Here is a 17515-nt window from a genome sequence, read left to right as displayed (position 1 = left end):
GATGGAAAAGTCCTGTATTGGACACATTTTTCACAGTAGCTGCAGTACGTTACGCGGACGTTTCTCTTCCGGTAGCCACCTCGTCACCGCTAAATCTCTCTCCCTTTCACTTCTTATCTTCGTAACTGACACCTTGTACGGTGCGCGTAGCCGTGTGTGGCGTCTTATCCGAAAGCAAGCAATGGCTTACAAGGAAGCCAACCCTCAGATGTTCGTGCGCATAATCGTGCCGCCAACGGCACGTGTGATGTATACCTACAACTCAAGGTGCTATCCATGGGAAGACAAAAAGCAGTGATCAAAGCTCGTCGTGAAGCAAAACGTGTGCTGAGGCGGGATTCGCGTAGTCATAAACAACGTGAAGATGAATCGGTCACCTCGCTTGTGCAGATGGGCGGCGTAGAAGCGATTGGTATGGCGCGTGATAGTCGCGACGCCACGCCAATCACGGCGCGGAATGAAGCTCAGGCCCAGTACCTGAATGCTATCGAGAGTAAACAGCTGATCTTCGCTACCGGTGAAGCCGGGTGTGGTAAAACCTGGATCAGCGCGGCAAAAGCAGCAGAGGCTCTGATCCACAAAGACGTGGACAGGATCATTGTAACCCGTCCAGTTCTGCAAGCTGATGAAGACCTCGGCTTCTTACCTGGAGATGTTTCCGAGAAGTTTGCGCCTTATTTTCGTCCAGTGTATGACGTGCTGGTGAAACGTCTGGGCGCCTCCTTCATGCAATATTGCCTGCGGCCTGAGATTGGTAAGGTGGAAATCGCGCCATTCGCCTATATGCGTGGACGCACATTTGAAAATGCAGTGGTCATTCTTGACGAGGCTCAGAATGTTACTGCAGCACAGATGAAGATGTTTTTGACTCGCCTCGGGGAGAATGTGACGGTGATTGTGAACGGGGATGTGACCCAGTGCGATCTACCCGCCCACGTTCGCTCAGGGCTAAGCGATGCGCTGGCCCGTTTCGAAGAAGATGATATGGTTGGGATTGTTCGTTTCAATAAAGACGATTGCGTCCGTTCGGCACTCTGTCAGCGGACGCTCAATGCTTACAACTGATAAGTACTCCGTCTTCAAGGCCCGGGAAACCGGGCTTTGTTATTTGACGTCAGCAGATTACTTTCTTTTGCTGCTCCAGTAGTTGGCGCAGGCCTGGTCAAACAGCTGGTTATTTTCGTCTATTTTCTTTAGCGCTTGTGCCAGAAAGGTCAGCAGGTCATCCTTATAAATCCCACCTACCGTAGTCTCTTTTCGTAAGATCCCATTGCTGGTGTAGGTTTTTTTAATGGTGACGTTATGCCTGACGTTGCAAATAACCGTTCGCTGATACTCTTCGTAGAATCGGCTGTCAGGATCGAAAAACGTATTTATTTCATTCGGTGTACGTTTGAGGATTTTTCGCGAGAAAACCTTCAACGGAATAAATCCTGCTTCGTCTGCCTGCGACATGATCTCATCAAGCAAAGTTCCTTCTATGTTTAACATGCCGTTATTTTCCTGATTGCTTGAGAAAGCGGTAGTTACAGCATAAGAGTGGTTTAGATAATGTGCAATGGGGCAGGGGATGATGCTTGATAGCGCGATGCTTATCAGACCTACAGGTTAACGCTATTCAGGACGGCTCACATGCGAAAAAAAAAGCCCGTACTTGCGTACGAGCTCTTTCTCGAATATGGCGGTGAGGGGGGGATTCGAACCCCCGATACGTTGCCGTATACACACTTTCCAGGCGTGCTCCTTCAGCCACTCGGACACCTCACCATATTGTTGTTCCTGTGCTACCGGAACGGGCGCTAATTTAGGGAAATACCGCTCCGGCGTCAATCAACTTTTTGAAAAAAACGTGCATTTACACAAACTTCAATCAATATGCAGCTTAAATAAGCGGGAATTGTTTTTTTTGCCAGCACCCTAAAATTTGCTACTCTGATGTTCCCTCGAAAAATGATGATTATAAGTGCGAGTACGTTCCGCATAACAATGTTCAGGAGACGCTATGGATATAATTTTCTATCACCCAACATTCGATACAACCTGGTGGCTAAATGCGCTGACAAAGGCCATACCTGGCGCGCGGGTCCGTGAGTGGAAGGCAGGTGATAATGCGCATGCTGACTACGCGCTGGTCTGGCATCCTCCGGTTGAAATGCTCGCCGGACGAAAATTAAAAGCCGTATTTGCGCTGGGTGCGGGCGTCGATTCTATTCTCAGTAAACTAAACGCTCATCCGGAAATGTTGGATGCGTCGATCCCGCTTTTCCGTCTGGAAGATACGGGGATGGGCCTGCAAATGCAGGAATATGCGGTTAGTCAGGTATTGCACTGGTTCCGTCGCTTTGATGACTACCAGGCATTAAAAAACCAGGCGAAATGGCAACCGTTGCCAGAATATACCCGCGATGAGTTTAGCGTCGGGATCATGGGCGCTGGTGTTTTAGGCGCAAAAGTTGCAGAAAGTCTGCAAGCATGGGGGTTCCCGCTACGCTGCTGGAGTCGTACGCGTAAATCCTGGTCTGGTGTGGAAAGCTTCGCCGGTACCGAGGAACTGGGCGCGTTTTTGAGTCAAACTCGCGTGCTGATCAACCTCCTGCCTAATACGGCAGAAACCGTAGGCATTATTAACGCTGATTTACTAAGCCAATTGCAGGATGGCGCTTACGTGCTCAACCTGGCGCGCGGCGTTCATCTCAATGAAGACGATCTTCTGGCATCGCTGGACAGCGGCAAAGTGAAAGGTGCCATGCTGGATGTCTATAGCCGTGAACCGCTGCCGGAAACCAGCCCGCTATGGAAACATCCGCGTGTGGCAATGACGCCGCATATCGCCGCGGTAACACGCCCGGCAGAGGCGGTGGACTACATCTCCCGTACGATTTTGGACCTGGAAAGTGGGAAATCCGTAACGGGTCAGGTCGATCGCGTTCGGGGATATTGATGGTAACCCGGCAAGTGCCGGGTTTGAGCTAATAAATGGCGACGATACCTGCTATCCTTGACGGAAAATGACTACAGGAGAGAGTTATGTATCCCGTTGACCTGCATATGCATACCGTCGCCAGTACCCACGCCTACAGCACCTTAAGTGATTACATCGCTGAAGCCCATCGCAAAGGCATCAAGCTGTTTGCCATAACCGATCATGGACCGGACATGGCGGATGCGCCTCATCACTGGCACTTTATTAATATGCGCATTTGGCCTCGTATCGTCGATGGCGTAGGGATCCTGCGCGGTATCGAGGCGAATATTAAGAATATTGAAGGCGACATCGACTGTTCAGGTCCGATGTTTACTTCTCTGGATCTCATCATTGCGGGCTTCCATGAGCCGGTTTTTGCACCTCATGATAAAGACACCAATACCCAGGCAATGATAGCCACGATGGCCAGCGGTCACGTGCACATCATCAGCCATCCGGGGAATCCCAAATATCCCGTGGATATCACAGCGATTGCGCAGGCGGCAGCAAAATACCAGGTCGCGCTGGAAATCAATAACTCCTCGTTTTTGCATTCGCGTAAGGGGAGTGAGGACAATTGTCGCGCGGTCGCTGCGGCGGTGCGTGATGCCGGAGGCTGGGTGGCGTTAGGGTCGGATTCACATACCGCTTTCACACTGGGTGAATTTGGTGAATGCCGTAAAATTCTGGATGATGTATATTTCCCGGAAGACAGAATTTTAAACGTCACCCCTAAACGCCTGCTGGCGTTTCTGGAATCGCGAGGCATGGAGCCGATCGCGGAATTTGCTGAACTGTAATTGTTACTAACTGGAATATATCAATGAACGAGTTTTCTATCCTGTGTCGTGTACTGGGCTCGCTGTTTTACCGCCAACCGCAGGACCCTTTACTGGTTCCTCTGTTTACCCTGATTAGTGAAGGTAAACTGTCTGCCAACTGGCCGCTGGAACAGGACGAACTGCTCACTCGTCTGCAGAAAAGCTGCGATATGCCTCAGTTAGCTGCGGATTACAACGCGCTGTTTGTCGGCGACGAGTGTGCGGTGCCGCCTTATCGTAGCGCCTGGGTAGAAGGGGCGAAAGAATCCGATGTTCGTGCTTTTCTTTCTGCCCGCGGAATGCCGCTGGCAGATACGCCTGCAGATCATATTGGCACGCTGTTGCTGGCGGCTTCATGGCTTGAAGACCAGTCTGCGGAAGATGAAAGTGAAGCACTCGAAACCTTGTTTGTGGAATACCTGTTGCCCTGGTGTGGCACATTCCTTGGCAAAGTTGAAGCGCACGCAAACACACAGTTCTGGCGTACCATGGCACCGTTAACGCGTGATGCCATTGGCGCGATGTGGGACGAATTGCAGGAAGATACCGAAGAGTAAATGTGATTTAGATCTCATTAAACTGCAACTCAAATCACATCATTGCATGAATTGTGTGCACGATCTCATTCCCATGCCGTTTTTCTGCTAAGATACGCGGCATGAACATACTTCTCTCAATTGCAATCACAACGGGCATTCTCTCTGGGATTTGGGGATGGGTGGCCGTATCTCTTGGTTTACTCAGTTGGGCTGGCTTTCTGGGCTGCACGGCCTATTTTGCCTGTCCGCAGGGTGGGCTGAAAGGGTTGTGGATCTCGGCGTGTACGCTGCTAAGCGGTGTGGTGTGGGCGTTGGTGATTATTAACGGTAGCGCGCTTGCCCCGCATATGGACATTATTGGTTATGTCATGACGGGAATTGTCGCGTTTCTCATGTGTATTCAGGCAAAGCAATGGTTGCTTTCATTTGTGCCGGGCACCTTTATTGGCGCCTGCACAACGTTTGCAGGGCAGGGTGACTGGCAGTTGGTCGTGCCATCTCTGGCGCTGGGGCTGGTATTCGGCTATGCGATGAAAAACAGCGGATTGTGGCTGGCATCTCGTCGTGAGAATCGGCTATCGTCGACGTTGACCAGTAAATAAAAAAAGCGTGAGGGTTTTCCTCACGCTTTTTATGCTGTATCGACCACTCAGGATTCCGGAGGTACCGACAAATGGCGGTATTTAACCAGGATGTCATTATCAACTTGTTTCTTATCCTGCAAATCCCACAATCCGCGATCAATCCCGTCATTAATCAGGAAGATAACGCCGGTTTCAATTGCTGACATCAGACAAAGCATAACCGGTTCGTTAGAGGTGTAGCCAATTTCACCTTCCAGCAGTCGCTGGTAGTCAATGAAGCGGAATACCCCAGCCTGCACTTCATAAGACAAGATAGTTTTGCTGGTATTCACCGATGAGAGGATTTCACCAGTACTAACGTTAACCACACGCAGGTTGACCGCTATCTGGTCGAGCTGGTACTGCGTATCGGCGCCAATACCGAAATAGCGCGCACCAACGCCACCCGATTTAACGTTGCTTTCATAACCAATAATTGATCCTTCTACCATGATGTTTGCCGCGGTCAGAGACTGCAGAGGGATCCGGTTATTAATGGCAACTGTGCCGTTTTCCTGAGCTGCACGAATGATTTTTCGTTCGTTAAGCAAGTTCTGCAATCCCTGACGTTCCAGCGGAACGAACCAACGAGAATCCTTCAATGCGGTGACAAGCATCGCCGTGGCGCTTTGCGGGACGGCGGTTGAGAAGTTACTTGCCGGATAAGGTTTAAACTGGCCAGTCTCATCCTGAATATTGTATACCGAGACAAAAATCTTACCTGTAGGCATGGGCAGGTGCGTCAAGTCTTTATAGCTTTGGGCTCGGGGCATTAATGTCGGCTTAGCGGCTTCTTGCGGCGGGGCTGTTAAACATCCGCTGAGTAAAATTACTGCCACCATGATAAGTAAGCGCTGCATGATTTTTTCCTTTCGTGGCTATAATTTAGAAATCGGTCGACTGATTTTGTAAACCCGACACTTCAATAGTCGACGTTCTCCCCGTTTTCCTGTCCGTGACATTCAGTTGCAGTTGTCCATCCCGGTTGGCGATATCAACGATAAAATCGCTGGTTACCATCCTTCCCGGCTTACCGGTATTGATATTGGTAAGTAAGCCACCGAGTATTTGTGACTGGATCGCCTGGGTAAAGTTATCCAGCGCTGTTGGGGTTTCAATCCCGTAGTCGCCGGCACTCGGATCTTTATACGAGTTTTGCGCCTGTGCGCTGTTCAGTAAAAAAGAGCCGTTATTTGGGTTACCACCAAAGTTAGGGTTGCGGAACTGGAACGTCATATTTCCGGCCCAACTTAATGGTGAAATCAGCATGAGCAAAACCACTGCATGTTTGACACGCATGAAAGCCTCCGGACAAAATCATGTTTTAGAATTCATCGCGCGCTAAATCGCTCGTGCTTAATAGTGTTTGATCTATTTGCCGACGATTTAATGCTTCCTCAGTTTCTGCCAATGCAAAGACCACAATTTTGTCGAAGTCTCTTTTCGTCGGGAATAAAAAAGTCTGGAAGATAACGTCCTGATTGACCGTTATGGTGATCCAACTTCCCCAACGTGCACTGGGTCTTTCATTAATGGTTAAGTTTCCTGTGTACTTACTTTCCCACTTGTCACTAAAGGCCCGGTAAAAATCATGGCCAATGGAAGAGACAGTGTGGTCAGTTAACAGTCCGGGAACCTCCACCTCTACAGCCGCGTGTAGATTCCCGGCAGCAAGGAACAAATTTGCTGCCACAATCCAGGTCAAATAGCGTTTCATGGCTTTATCGCCTGAGGTTATCATTGGCCCACGAGACCGCCTGCGTACGATTTTTGACAGCTATCTTTTTGAAAAGATTATAAAGATGTGTTTTCACCGTATTTTCACTAATAAATAGTGAACGCGCGATTTCAATATTTGAGGCGCCGATACGCAGTTTATTAAGGATCTCTTTTTCACGGTGCGTAAGTAATGCCGACTCCGTGCTGTTATAGCGGTAGTTCCCGGAATGCGTGATCAGGTAGCTGGCGAGCTTTTGCGAAAAGTAACATTCGCCCCGCAACACACCCTGCAAACCGCTGACTACACGCTGCTCATCTTCAGTTGCGTAAAATACGCCATTGATATGCGGCCAGTTTTCAATATCCCGGTAAGGATAATCATCTGGGGTATTCAACAATAAAGTTTTTATATTGTTGTTTTTTCTGCTCAAATTATCTTGCCAGTAATGGATCAGTTTTTTATCTGCCTCCATCATATCCAGTAAAACAATGCAGCTGGAGGATATATCATCCAGAGAACGTTGAATATTATGTAGTTTTCCGGTTAACGCCAGCGATTGCTTTAAATGCTGTAATAACGCAGTTGCCTGCAGGGATGGTTTAGTGATCAACAATAATGTATGACCATGAATACTATGGACTTCATTAAACATGATGAAACTCCACTTTTTAGTCGCACACCTGACAGTTGCCTCTACTAAAATAGAGGCACCAGAAGTACTGACAGATGTTGCACTGCTGTGTAGAAATAAAACTTCGACCCAACGGGGTGAAAATATTAAAACAAATGGACTTCAACTGATTTCAATCTAGCTATTACAAATCTTAAAGCAAGTGTTAAACATGTTACATAATGTAAATTTATATATTAAAATGTGATTTTTGCGTTTTTGTGGAGTTTAGATTTGATAGTAAAGTTGTACATTTTAGCGTTATTGCATAGATTTAAAAAATCATACAAATTATAATATCTTATTGAATTTTAAGAAATAAAATTATAATTAGATGGTTTTAGATTTCTAATGAATTTTGATTTTTTTGTCTCACTTTAAGTTGAACAATTTTAGATAGAAAAAAATGACACTTGTCACGACTTGTACCGAGGACAATCCCACTACCGTCTGCAAGGCCCAGAAAACGCGGGAAACGCGTTTTTTTGTTACTGCATAGAAATTCACTCATCGGGTTACAAAAGAAATAAAATCCAGAGCTATAACGGTGTTAATTGCTGTTAATTAGTACTTTGGGGTGAATCTGGATATAAAAATACAACTGGTGGGTGAGTTATTTAAAATGTTTCAACGGACATACTCTTCATCGTAACGTGGCGTTAACAAATGTAAGTCACGTTAACAATAATTTGAGTGGTAAATAATTTAACCTTATGTACGACCAGGTCCAGGGTGACAACATGAAAAACAAGTTGTTATTTATGATGTTTACAATGCTGGGTGTGCCTGGGATTGCATCCGCTTCAAGTTATGATTTAGCTAACTCAGAATATAACTTTGCGGTAAATGAATTAAGTAAGTCTTCATTTAATCAGGCAGCCATTATTGGTCAGGTTGGCACTGCGAACAGTGCAAATACTCGACAGGGGGGCTCGAAGTTATTGTCGGTTATTTCGCAAGAAGGTTCTGGTAACCGAGCGAAAACAGACCAGACGGGATCATATAACTTTGCATATATTGATCAAACGGGTAGTTCCAATGACGCGAGTATTAAACAAGGTTCATACGGTAATACGGCGGTAATTATCCAGAAAGGTTCTGGTAATAAAGCCAATATTACTCAGTACGGTACACAAAAAACAGCAGTTGTGGTGCAGAGACAGTCGCATATGGCAATTCGCGTAACTCAACGCTAATCCATTAACGACGATTAAATCAATCCGATGGGGGTTTACCATGAAACTTTTAAAAGTGGCAGCATTCGCAGCAATCGTAGTTTCTGGCAGTGCTCTGGCTGGTGTTGTTCCGCAATGGGGCGGCAATCATCATGGTGGCGGTAGTAATTATGGCCCAGACTCTTCACTGAGTATCTACCAATATGGGTCAAACAACGCTGCGAATGCTCTGCAAAGTGATGCGCGTAAATCAGATGTCACTATTACACAACATGGGCGTGGTAACGGGGCTGTAGTTGGTCAAGGCGCTGATGACAGTACCATTAGCCTGAAACAGACTGGCTTCCAGAACAATGCCACTATCGATCAGTGGAATGCTAAAAATGCTGATATTAGTGTAACCCAGTTCGGTGGCCGTAACGGTGCGTTGGTTAATCAGACCGCGTCTGACTCCAATGTGCTGATTCAGCAAGTTGGCTTTGGCAACAACGCTACAGCTAACCAACACTAATTCAGTTTTCTGACTGATAATAAACAGGGCGTGAGCCCTGTTTTTTTTTCGGGAGAATATGATGCATACGCTATTACTCATTGCCGCGCTGGCAAATCAAATAACATTCAATACTACTCAGCAAGGTGATATGTACACCATTATTCCTCAGGTGACGTTAACCCAACCGTGCGTATGTGAGGTACAAGTCCTTGCCATACGTAAAGGGCAGGGGGGACAAAGCCAGTCGCAGCAGAAAATAAGCCTTTCGGTCCCTGCTAATCGACCGATTGAATTAACCAAACTGAGCTTTAATATTTCATCTGAGGATTCGGTCAAAATTATCGTTACCGTTTCAGATGGGCAGTCTCTGCATCTGTCGCAACAATGGCCTGACTCAAACAGTCACCCATAATTTTTTGCTGTATTTGCATTAAGGGTGTGGCTGGGAATGCGCTGCTGTTCTATGAATATAGAAGCGTGTGAGCGTTTGTATTTGATCGTTAATCGTAGCGGTGAAGGATCATTTCGATCCCTCAAAGATGGCTAATCATTGAGGAACCCTTATGTGTACATTATTAAAGCGTATTTTAAGTACCAGTTTATGTGCTTTTTCTCTTTTAACCCTCCCTGCAATTGCGCAGCAAATCACAACCGGCGGGGTTATTCATTTTCGCGGAGCGATAGTTGAATCACCTTGCGACGTTAACAGACAGCAGCAGCAAATTGAATTGTCATGTATCCGCAACGGCACCAACCAGAATAGTCTTTACAACCCGCAACAGCTCGCGACAGCCCCTCAGAATGTGCAGGAAATTGCCACAGTCAAAATGCACTACCTCAATGAACAGAAAAACATGGCGATTCTTAATATTGAATATAAATGACTCGCTGTGGCGTAGATATGCACACTTACGGTTAAAAAGAGAGATTTAAGGGAAAACCCTGCTGTACACTTAACGAATGGTGTTTTGTCAGGGGGAACTTATGCAATCACGTGTTCATGTGTTACATGGCGATATTACGACTGTCGCTGTTGATGTGATTGTCAATGCGGCGAATTCATCGCTACTGGGAGGCGGTGGCGTCGATGGCGCAATCCATCGCGCTGCCGGACCAGCATTGCTGGAGGCCTGCAAACAGGTTATCCAGCAACAAGGAGAATGCCCGACAGGGCATGCGGTGATCACTCTGGCGGGGGCGCTTGCGGCAAAAGCGGTCATTCATACCGTAGGACCGGTCTGGCAAGGGGGAGGTCATCATGAGGCCGAACGCCTCGAAGAAGCTTACTTAAACACCCTGCAACTGGCCCTGGCCAATGGTTATCACTCCATTGCTTTTCCGGCGATTAGCACCGGGGCTTATGGCTATCCACGCGCCGCAGCGGCAGAAATAGCGGTGAAAACGGTGCTGAAATTTATTACCCGCCGCGCACTTCCTGATCAGATATACTTCGTGTGCTTTGATGACGAAAACGCTCAACTTTATAAGAGATTGCTAACACAACAAGGTGATGATCACACGGACTGATATGACGCGACTTGAGCGTGCCATCACGCCCCTTTGCGAAGACCACCCGGGAGAATGCGGCATTCTTGCGTTGGATGACAGCCTGGATGCGTTTGCTGCTCGCTATCGGTTAACGGAAATGGCGGAACGTACCCTGGATGTGCAGTATTACATCTGGGAAAACGACATGTCCGGGTTATTGCTATTTTCCGTACTGCTGGCTGCAGCGAAGCGAGGCGTACGGGTGCGTTTGCTGCTGGATGATAACAACACGCCGGGTTTGGACGACACGCTGCGTCTGCTGGATAAGCACCCCAATATAGAAGTTCGCCTCTTCAATCCGTTTTCCTTTCGCATCCTGCGCGCGCTGGGCTATTTAACCGATTTTGCCCGGCTTAATCGGCGCATGCACAATAAAAGTTATACCGCTGACGGCGTGGTGACTCTCGTTGGTGGGCGTAATATTGGTGATGCCTATTTTGGCGCGGGTGAGCAACCGCTATTTTCCGACCTGGACGTCATGGCTATCGGGCCGGTTGTCAAAGATGTGGCGGATGATTTTGAGCGTTACTGGCACTGCCGCTCGGTTTCAACGTTACAAAATGTGCTTGAGACGTCCGAGCCAGATTCTGTGCAGCGTATTGAGCTACCCGAATCCTGGTATAACGATGATATTACCCGCCGCTATCTGCATAAGCTGGAAACCAGCCAGTTTATGTCCAGTCTCGATCAAAGATCGCTGCCGCTGATTTGGGCCAAAACGCGTTTGCTGAGCGATGATCCTGCAAAAGGAGAAGGGAAAGCGCCGCGCCACTCGCTATTACCGCAGCGTTTGTTTGACGTAATGGGCTCGCCGACCGAACGTATTGATATTATTTCTGCCTACTTTGTGCCGACGCGTGCCGGTGTGGCGCAGCTCCTGAGACTGGTAAGAAAAGGCGTCAAGATTGCCATTTTAACCAATTCACTGGCGGCGAATGATGTGGCGATCGTCCATGCGGGCTATGCGCGCTGGCGAAAAAAACTGCTGCGCTACGGTGTAGAATTATACGAACTTAAACCGACCCGCGATCGCGTCTCGGTCGTTCACGATCGTGGATTAACCGGTAATTCAGGGTCCAGCCTGCATGCGAAAACGTTCAGTATTGATGATCGCAAAGTGTTTATCGGCTCGCTTAATTTTGATCCTCGTTCGACGCTGCTCAATACGGAAATGGGATTTGTGATTGAGAGTGAAGTGCTGGCCGAATTGATTCATAAACGGTTTATGCAAAGCCAGCGTGATATGGCCTGGCAGCTACGCCTTGACCGTTGGGGGAGAATTAATTGGGTCGACCGACTTTCTGGCAGTGAACAGGTCCTGAAAAAAGAACCCGCCACAGGATTCTGGAAGCGAGTTCTGGTAAAGCTGGCGTCCGTGTTACCCATTGAATGGCTGCTTTGAACCACACAATGATTGAGGGAAAAACTAGCCGGCTACGGCCTTGTTTTTATCCTGCTTAACGGGCGGTTTACCCGAAAAGAGAAACTTCAGCACCGGTATGCGTAAATGGATTTCGTACAGTATTACCGCAATCCCAACCACAAACAGCAGACCGCAGAGAAAACCCAGCAGATTCGACGTGATATGCGGTGTGATGTAAGCGCCAAAAAACAGCGTTAACGGGTGGTGCACCAGATAGATAAACAGCGACGCGTTGACAAAATAGGTCACGCGGGCAGACTGGAAATTAAGCAAACGGTGACCCAACGAAAAGACGACGTTCACCATCCACAGTCCCATGACCATGGTAATGACATATTCGGTTTCATACATCCAGGCATCGCCGTTACCGTAACGCTGATTGAGCAGGTATGCCACAAATGCGAATGCAGCACCGAGCGTGCAACCGCGTGACGGCGTGGTAAACAGCGCTTTCAGATTCGGGTTGATAAACGCCAGTGCGCCGAGCATAAAGAAAGGCGCATAGAACAGCGTTTGCATAACGATAAAATTGAACATGCCATCGCTGAGAATCGAAGGGTAGAGGATGAAAATTGTCCTTCTGACGGCAGCGTAACCGACACCTAACAAGATGAAGATCAGCGATAATTTAGTCATCGACACCGCCGGGGCGCTGGCGGCGTCACTACGCGTCAGTCTGTTTTTCATCTGGGTGAACACCCACATGCTCACGGTCGTTAATACGACCAGAACCAGTAAAAACCACAGATGGGAAATCAGCTCCCAGGCCAGCGCATTGTATTTATCGTAGCCGCTGAGAGTATGCCAACTGTCTGCTTTTCCCTTTACGTATTGCAGCATGATAAATTGCGGCAGCGTAAGTAATGGAATCGCGGTCAGCATCGGGATCCCCACGCGTTCTACACGCACCTTCCACCAGCGCTTTAGCGGATAGCGCAAAAATAGCATGTAGGAAAAATAACCCGAAATGACAAAGAAGACTTGCATGCGAAAAGCATGGATAAAGTCGTTAAACAGGGTCAACCACCACGACGGTTCAGCACTGTTCACGTGCCAGGTGTGGGTCGAGTAAATCAATGAAATATGGAATGGGATCCCTAACAACATTAGCCAGGCACGGATGGAGTCAAGAAAATATTCGCGTGGTGGTGATACAGAGCTCATAGACAGTTATGTATTCTCAGACTTTTCGTCTTATCCCTAAGACGAATAATGGTTACATTCGAGGGCAACCCTACACGAAGTCCAACAACCTGTCTCCAGGATAAGCACGCAAAGTGAAAACAGGTAGTTGAACCTGATTAAACCATGAGCCAGCGCGCGAACAATACAGGGATTCAGTTGTCGGAATACCCGATTATCCATTAAAATGGATCGGATCAATATAAGCACACAAAGGGGGAAGTGCTTACTAATTATGAAACATAAACTACAAATGATGAAAATGCGTTGGTTGGGTGCAGCAGTTATGTTAACGCTGTACACATCATCGAGCTGGGCGTTCAGCATCGATGATGTTGCAAAACAAGCTCAATCCTTAGCCGGTAAAGGCTATGAGGCGCCAAAAAGTAACTTGCCCTCCGTTTTCCGCGACATGAAATATGCGGATTATCAGCAGATCCAGTTTAACCGCGATAAAGCCTACTGGAGCAATCTCAAGACCCCATTTAAGCTCGAGTTCTACCACCAGGGTATGTACTTCGACACGCCGGTCAAAATCAACGAAGTTACCGCTACAGCGGTGAAAAGAATCAAATACAGCCCGGATTATTTTAATTTTGGCGATGTTCAGCATGATAAAGACACGGTAAAAGATCTCGGTTTCGCCGGGTTCAAAGTGCTGTATCCGATCAACAGCAAAGATAAAAACGACGAAATCGTCAGCATGCTCGGTGCCAGCTATTTCCGTGTTCTGGGGGCAGGGCAGGTCTACGGTCTGTCTGCGCGCGGTCTCGCGATTGATACCGCTCTGCCTTCTGGCGAAGAATTTCCCCGCTTCCGTGAGTTTTGGATCGAGCGTCCGAAACCGACTGACAAACGTTTGACCATTTATGCCTTGCTGGATTCTCCGCGCGCAACCGGAGCGTATCGCTTTGTCATCATTCCGGGTCGTGACACGGTAGTCGATGTTCAGTCCAAAGTTTATCTGCGCGACAAAGTGGGCAAGCTGGGCGTGGCACCGTTAACCAGTATGTTCCTGTACGGACCAAACCAGCCTTCTCCGGCGACCAACTATCGTCCGGAACTGCATGACTCTAACGGTTTGTCGATCCACGCTGGCAACGGCGAGTGGATTTGGCGTCCGCTGAATAACCCGAAACATCTGGCGGTGAGCAGCTTTGCGATGGAAAATCCGCAAGGTTTCGGCCTGCTGCAGCGTGGCCGTCAGTTCTCGCGTTTTGAAGATATCGACGATCGTTACGATCTGCGCCCAAGTGCCTGGATCACGCCAAAAGGTGATTGGGGTAAAGGTAAGATTGAGTTAGTTGAAATCCCAACTAACGATGAAACGAACGATAACATCGTTGCGTACTGGACGCCGGATCAACTGCCTGAAGCTGGTAAAGAGATGAACTTCAAGTACACCCTGACGTTCACGCGTGACGAAGACAAGCTTCATGCCCCTGATAGCGCCTGGGTCCAGCAGACTCGTCGTTCTACCGGTGATGTAAAACAGTCTAACCTCATTCGTCAGCCTGATGGCACCATCGCGTTTGTGGTGGACTTTACCGGCACGGATATGAAAAAGCTGCCGCAGGATACCCCGGTTACCGCACAAACCAGTATTGGCGACAACGGCGAGATCGTTGAAAGTACTGTGCGCTACAACCCGGTCTCTAAAGGTTGGCGTTTGGTATTGCGCGTGAAAGTGAAAGACGTGAAGAAAACCACTGAAATGCGTGCTGCCTTGGTCAATGCCGATCAGACGCTGAGTGAAACCTGGAGCTACCAGTTACCTGCCAATGAATAAGACAACTGAGTATATTGACGCAATGCCGCTTTCGGATATCGAAAAAGCGGCACTGCCGAAAACTGACATCCGCGCCGTTCATCAGGCGCTGGATGCCGAGCATCGTACGTACTCGCGCGAAGATGATTCACCGCAGGGTTCGGTGAAAGCTCGCCTGGAGCAGGCGTGGCCGGATTCTCTGGCCAAAGAGCAGTTGGTTAAGGACGATGAGGGGCGCGATCAGCTGCAGGCGATGCCAAAAGCAACGCGTACCTCTATGTTCCCCGATCCCTGGCGTACCAACCCGGTTGGCCGCTTTTGGGATCGCCTGCGCGGGCGCGATGTGACTCCGCGTTATCTTTCGCGTTTGACGAAAGAAGAACAGGAGAGCGAGCAAAAATGGCGTACGGTTGGCACCATCCGCCGCTATACGTTGTTGATCTTAACGCTGGCGCAAACGGTCGTCGCAACTTGGTATATGAAGACGATCCTTCCGTATCAGGGTTGGGCATTCATTAATCCTGTTGACATGATGGGGCAGGATTTATGGGTCTCCTTTATGCAACTGCTGCCCTACATGCTCCAGACCGGCATTCTCATTTTGTTTGCCGTGCTTTTCTGTTGGGTTTCAGCAGGATTCTGGACCGCGCTGATGGGCTTCCTGCAACTGTTGATTGGGCGAGATAAGTACAGTATCTCCGCCTCAACGGTTGGGGACGAACCGTTAAATCCCGAACACCGGACCGCGTTGATTATGCCGATCTGTAACGAGGACGTTGACCGCGTATTCGCGGGACTTCGCGCCACGTGGGAGTCGGTCAAAGCGACGGGCAACGCCGAGCATTTTGATGTTTACATCCTGAGCGACAGCTACAACCCTGATATCTGCGTAGCAGAACAAAAAGCGTGGATGGAGCTGATTGCCGAAGTGCAAGGCGAAGGGCAGATTTTCTACCGCCGTCGTCGTCGTCGCGTGAAGCGTAAAAGCGGTAACATTGATGACTTCTGCCGTCGCTGGGGAAATCAGTACAGCTACATGGTGGTGCTGGACGCTGACTCCGTGATGAGCGGTGACTGTCTGAGCGGACTGGTGCGCCTGATGGAAGCGAATCCAAATGCCGGGATTATCCAGTCTTCACCGAAGGCTTCCGGTATGGATACGCTGTATGCGCGCTGTCAGCAGTTTGCGACCCGTGTTTATGGTCCGTTGTTTACCGCTGGACTTCACTTCTGGCAATTGGGGGAATCGCACTACTGGGGCCATAACGCGATTATTCGCGTGAAGCCGTTTATCGAACACTGTGCGCTTGCGCCGTTACCGGGCGAAGGCTCGTTTGCGGGTTCGATTCTCTCCCATGACTTCGTCGAAGCGGCGTTGATGCGTCGTGCCGGCTGGGGCGTGTGGATTGCTTACGATCTGCCGGGCTCTTATGAAGAGCTACCGCCGAACCTGCTGGATGAACTCAAGCGTGACCGTCGCTGGTGTCATGGCAACCTGATGAACTTCCGTCTGTTCCTGGTGAAGGGGATGCACCCGGTTCACCGTGCAGTGTTCCTGACCGGCGTTATGTCCTATCTGTCCGCGCCGCTGTGGTTTATGTTCCTCGCGTTATCGACCGCATTGCAGGTGGTGCATGCGCTGACGGAACCACAGTACTTCCTGCAACCGCGCCAGCTGTTCCCGGTATGGCCGCAGTGGCGTCCTGAACTGGCGATCGCACTGTTTGCTTCTACGATGGTGCTGCTGTTCCTGCCGAAGCTGCTGAGTATTTTGCTCATCTGGTGTAAAGGGACGAAAGAGTACGGCGGGTTTATCCGCGTCACGCTGTCGCTGCTGCTGGAGGTTCTGTTCTCCGTGCTGCTGGCGCCGGTGCGTATGCTGTTCCATACCGTCTTTGTCGTGAGCGCCTTCCTCGGTTGGGAAGTGGTGTGGAATTCACCGCAGCGTGATGACGATTCCACCCCGTGGGGTGAAGCATTTATGCGTCACGGTTCTCAGTTACTGCTGGGGCTGGTGTGGGCGGTAGGTATGGCCTGGCTGGATCTGCGTTTCCTGTTCTGGCTGGCGCCGATTGTCTTCTCGCTGATCCTGTCGCCGTTTGTTTCCGTGATTTCCAGCCGTTCCACGGTTGGGTTACGTACCAAGCGCTGGAAGCTGTTCCTGATCCCGGAAGAGTATTCTCCGCCGCAGGTGCTGGTTGATACGGATACCTATCTGGTGATGAACCGCAATCGTACACTGGACGACGGCTTTATGCATGCGGTGTTTAACCCGTCATTTAACGCACTGGCAACGGCAATGGCGACTGCACGTCACCGCGCGAGTAACGTGCTTGAGATTGCCCGTGACCGCCATGTGGAGCAGGCGCTGAACGAAACGCCGGAGAAACTAAACCGTGACCGCCGTCTGGTGCTGTTGAGCGATCCGGTGACGATGGCGCGTTTGCACTATCGCGTCTGGAATTCACCTGATAAGTATTCTTCGTGGGTGAATTACTACCAGGGACTGACCCTGAATCCGCTGGCGCTCAGGAAAAAGTAAGCGTTATGTAACGTGAAAATACCGGCCTGGTGCCGGTATTTTTTTA

General features: G+C 49.2%; 20 protein-coding genes and 1 tRNA gene. 14 read left to right on the top strand and 7 right to left on the bottom strand.

The genetic code is table 11. The annotated features are described in order from the left end of the window. The first annotated feature begins 1 nt into the window (after position 1). Complete coding sequence (locus tag HV229_RS15505; protein WP_016152591.1) at positions 2-298, top strand: hypothetical protein; 297 nt, start codon at positions 2-4, stop codon at positions 296-298. Further along, the gene (phoH, locus tag HV229_RS15500; RefSeq protein WP_016152592.1) at positions 277-1065 is read left to right on the top strand and encodes a phosphate starvation-inducible protein PhoH; all 789 of its coding nucleotides are present in this window, start codon (positions 277-279) and stop codon (positions 1063-1065) included. Before HV229_RS15505 ends, phoH begins: the two co-directional genes overlap by 22 nt. Before the next feature lie 57 nt (positions 1066-1122). On the opposite strand, the gene HV229_RS15495 is transcribed toward phoH, so the two are convergent. Both HV229_RS15495 and HV229_RS15490 read right to left on the bottom strand, forming a co-directional pair. Further along, positions 1123-1491, bottom strand: a complete 369-nt coding sequence (locus tag HV229_RS15495) for a hypothetical protein (RefSeq protein ID WP_046274772.1) — start codon at positions 1489-1491, stop codon at positions 1123-1125. Positions 1492-1679: 188 nt separating this feature from the next. Then, positions 1680-1767: transfer RNA gene (locus HV229_RS15490), tRNA-Ser, on the bottom strand. A 235-nt stretch (positions 1768-2002) separates the two neighbouring features. Here HV229_RS15490 and ghrA point away from each other — a divergent pair. The 4 genes from ghrA to HV229_RS15470 all read left to right on the top strand — a co-directional run bounded on the left by ghrA (position 2003) and on the right by HV229_RS15470 (position 4927). After that, positions 2003-2941: a glyoxylate/hydroxypyruvate reductase GhrA gene (ghrA, locus tag HV229_RS15485; protein WP_016152594.1), complete on the top strand. Its 939-nt coding sequence runs from the start codon at positions 2003-2005 to the stop codon at positions 2939-2941. An 86-nt stretch (positions 2942-3027) separates the two neighbouring features. After that, positions 3028-3765, top strand: a complete 738-nt coding sequence (locus HV229_RS15480; RefSeq protein WP_181545796.1) for a phosphatase — start codon at positions 3028-3030, stop codon at positions 3763-3765. A gap of 23 nt (positions 3766-3788) precedes the next feature. After that, the gene (locus HV229_RS15475) at positions 3789-4343 is read left to right on the top strand and encodes a molecular chaperone (protein WP_016152596.1); all 555 of its coding nucleotides are present in this window, start codon (positions 3789-3791) and stop codon (positions 4341-4343) included. 101 nt (positions 4344-4444) lie between these two features. Next, positions 4445-4927 carry a DUF1097 domain-containing protein gene (locus tag HV229_RS15470; protein WP_080858585.1) on the top strand — a complete coding sequence of 161 codons (483 nt, stop codon included), beginning with the start codon at positions 4445-4447 and terminating at the stop codon, positions 4925-4927. A 47-nt stretch (positions 4928-4974) separates the two neighbouring features. Here the strand turns inward: HV229_RS15470 and csgG are convergent, their stop codons facing one another. From csgG to csgD, 4 genes are read right to left on the bottom strand one after another with little or no spacing between them, the layout of a single operon-like run. Beyond that, a complete protein-coding gene (csgG, locus tag HV229_RS15465; protein ID WP_016152598.1) occupies positions 4975-5808 on the bottom strand; it encodes a curli production assembly/transport protein CsgG in 834 nt (277 codons plus the stop codon). A 25-nt stretch (positions 5809-5833) separates the two neighbouring features. Next, positions 5834-6247 carry a curli production assembly/transport protein CsgF gene (gene csgF, locus HV229_RS15460; RefSeq protein ID WP_016152599.1) on the bottom strand — a complete coding sequence of 138 codons (414 nt, stop codon included), beginning with the start codon at positions 6245-6247 and terminating at the stop codon, positions 5834-5836. 25 nt (positions 6248-6272) lie between these two features. Continuing rightward, positions 6273-6665 carry a curli production assembly/transport protein CsgE gene (gene csgE / locus HV229_RS15455; RefSeq protein WP_016152600.1) on the bottom strand — a complete coding sequence of 131 codons (393 nt, stop codon included), beginning with the start codon at positions 6663-6665 and terminating at the stop codon, positions 6273-6275. 4 nt (positions 6666-6669) lie between these two features. Then, positions 6670-7320, bottom strand: a complete 651-nt coding sequence (csgD, locus tag HV229_RS15450) for a biofilm master transcriptional regulator CsgD (protein ID WP_003036091.1) — start codon at positions 7318-7320, stop codon at positions 6670-6672. Positions 7321-8078: 758 nt separating this feature from the next. On the opposite strand from csgD, the gene csgB reads away from it, so the two are divergent. From csgB to HV229_RS15420, 6 genes are all read left to right on the top strand, one after another. Continuing rightward, positions 8079-8534, top strand: a complete 456-nt coding sequence (csgB, locus tag HV229_RS15445; RefSeq protein WP_103771474.1) for a curli minor subunit CsgB — start codon at positions 8079-8081, stop codon at positions 8532-8534. Positions 8535-8574: 40 nt separating this feature from the next. Beyond that, positions 8575-9024: a curli major subunit CsgA gene (csgA, locus tag HV229_RS15440; protein WP_006685125.1), complete on the top strand. Its 450-nt coding sequence runs from the start codon at positions 8575-8577 to the stop codon at positions 9022-9024. A 61-nt stretch (positions 9025-9085) separates the two neighbouring features. Beyond that, positions 9086-9418 (top strand): curli assembly chaperone CsgC, encoded by a 333-nt coding sequence (gene csgC / locus HV229_RS15435; RefSeq protein ID WP_016152602.1) that lies wholly within the window; start codon positions 9086-9088, stop codon positions 9416-9418. Positions 9419-9569: 151 nt separating this feature from the next. Then, on the top strand, positions 9570-9890 hold the full coding sequence (locus tag HV229_RS15430; protein WP_016152603.1) for a type 1 fimbrial protein: 321 nt from the start codon (positions 9570-9572) through the stop codon (positions 9888-9890). 100 nt (positions 9891-9990) lie between these two features. Further along, positions 9991-10533, top strand: coding sequence for an O-acetyl-ADP-ribose deacetylase (ymdB, locus tag HV229_RS15425; RefSeq protein WP_016156177.1), 543 nt, complete (start codon positions 9991-9993; stop codon positions 10531-10533). Continuing rightward, the gene (locus tag HV229_RS15420; protein ID WP_276569461.1) at positions 10517-11956 is read left to right on the top strand and encodes a phospholipase D family protein; all 1440 of its coding nucleotides are present in this window, start codon (positions 10517-10519) and stop codon (positions 11954-11956) included. The genes ymdB and HV229_RS15420 overlap by 17 nt, the downstream gene beginning before the upstream one ends. A 24-nt stretch (positions 11957-11980) precedes the next feature. Here HV229_RS15420 and mdoC read toward each other — a convergent pair whose 3' ends face one another. Beyond that, positions 11981-13141 carry a glucans biosynthesis protein MdoC gene (gene mdoC, locus HV229_RS15415; RefSeq protein WP_104651944.1) on the bottom strand — a complete coding sequence of 387 codons (1161 nt, stop codon included), beginning with the start codon at positions 13139-13141 and terminating at the stop codon, positions 11981-11983. A 271-nt stretch (positions 13142-13412) separates the two neighbouring features. Here mdoC and mdoG point away from each other — a divergent pair, with 271 nt between their 5' ends. Next, on the top strand, positions 13413-14948 hold the full coding sequence (gene mdoG, locus HV229_RS15410; protein ID WP_087121841.1) for a glucans biosynthesis protein MdoG: 1536 nt from the start codon (positions 13413-13415) through the stop codon (positions 14946-14948). Further along, positions 14941-17469: a glucans biosynthesis glucosyltransferase MdoH gene (mdoH, locus tag HV229_RS15405; protein ID WP_019076449.1), complete on the top strand. Its 2529-nt coding sequence runs from the start codon at positions 14941-14943 to the stop codon at positions 17467-17469. The genes mdoG and mdoH overlap by 8 nt, the downstream gene beginning before the upstream one ends. Positions 17470-17515 lie beyond the last annotated feature (46 nt).

It is taken from the genome of Citrobacter sp. RHBSTW-00524, assembly GCF_013747755.1.
Taxonomy (GTDB): domain Bacteria; phylum Pseudomonadota; class Gammaproteobacteria; order Enterobacterales; family Enterobacteriaceae; genus Citrobacter; species Citrobacter braakii.
This window is presented reverse-complemented; position numbering and strand designations above follow the sequence as displayed.

Excerpts from the sequence above, each read along its gene's own strand:
- HV229_RS15505 (WP_016152591.1), top strand. The coding sequence starts at position 2 with ATGGAAAAGTCCTGTATTGGACACATTTTTCACAGTAGCTGCAGTACG.
- phoH (WP_016152592.1), top strand. The coding sequence starts at position 277 with ATGGGAAGACAAAAAGCAGTGATCAAAGCTCGTCGTGAAGCAAAACGT.
- HV229_RS15495 (WP_046274772.1), bottom strand. The coding sequence starts at position 1,491 with ATGTTAAACATAGAAGGAACTTTGCTTGATGAGATCATGTCGCAGGCA.
- ghrA (WP_016152594.1), top strand. The coding sequence starts at position 2,003 with ATGGATATAATTTTCTATCACCCAACATTCGATACAACCTGGTGGCTA.
- HV229_RS15480 (WP_181545796.1), top strand. The coding sequence starts at position 3,028 with ATGTATCCCGTTGACCTGCATATGCATACCGTCGCCAGTACCCACGCC.
- HV229_RS15475 (WP_016152596.1), top strand. The coding sequence starts at position 3,789 with ATGAACGAGTTTTCTATCCTGTGTCGTGTACTGGGCTCGCTGTTTTAC.
- HV229_RS15470 (WP_080858585.1), top strand. The coding sequence starts at position 4,445 with ATGAACATACTTCTCTCAATTGCAATCACAACGGGCATTCTCTCTGGG.
- csgG (WP_016152598.1), bottom strand. The coding sequence starts at position 5,808 with ATGCAGCGCTTACTTATCATGGTGGCAGTAATTTTACTCAGCGGATGT.
- csgF (WP_016152599.1), bottom strand. The coding sequence starts at position 6,247 with ATGCGTGTCAAACATGCAGTGGTTTTGCTCATGCTGATTTCACCATTA.
- csgE (WP_016152600.1), bottom strand. The coding sequence starts at position 6,665 with ATGAAACGCTATTTGACCTGGATTGTGGCAGCAAATTTGTTCCTTGCT.
- csgD (WP_003036091.1), bottom strand. The coding sequence starts at position 7,320 with ATGTTTAATGAAGTCCATAGTATTCATGGTCATACATTATTGTTGATC.
- csgB (WP_103771474.1), top strand. The coding sequence starts at position 8,079 with ATGAAAAACAAGTTGTTATTTATGATGTTTACAATGCTGGGTGTGCCT.
- csgA (WP_006685125.1), top strand. The coding sequence starts at position 8,575 with ATGAAACTTTTAAAAGTGGCAGCATTCGCAGCAATCGTAGTTTCTGGC.
- csgC (WP_016152602.1), top strand. The coding sequence starts at position 9,086 with ATGCATACGCTATTACTCATTGCCGCGCTGGCAAATCAAATAACATTC.
- HV229_RS15430 (WP_016152603.1), top strand. The coding sequence starts at position 9,570 with ATGTGTACATTATTAAAGCGTATTTTAAGTACCAGTTTATGTGCTTTT.
- ymdB (WP_016156177.1), top strand. The coding sequence starts at position 9,991 with ATGCAATCACGTGTTCATGTGTTACATGGCGATATTACGACTGTCGCT.
- HV229_RS15420 (WP_276569461.1), top strand. The coding sequence starts at position 10,517 with ATGATCACACGGACTGATATGACGCGACTTGAGCGTGCCATCACGCCC.
- mdoC (WP_104651944.1), bottom strand. The coding sequence starts at position 13,141 with ATGAGCTCTGTATCACCACCACGCGAATATTTTCTTGACTCCATCCGT.
- mdoG (WP_087121841.1), top strand. The coding sequence starts at position 13,413 with ATGATGAAAATGCGTTGGTTGGGTGCAGCAGTTATGTTAACGCTGTAC.
- mdoH (WP_019076449.1), top strand. The coding sequence starts at position 14,941 with ATGAATAAGACAACTGAGTATATTGACGCAATGCCGCTTTCGGATATC.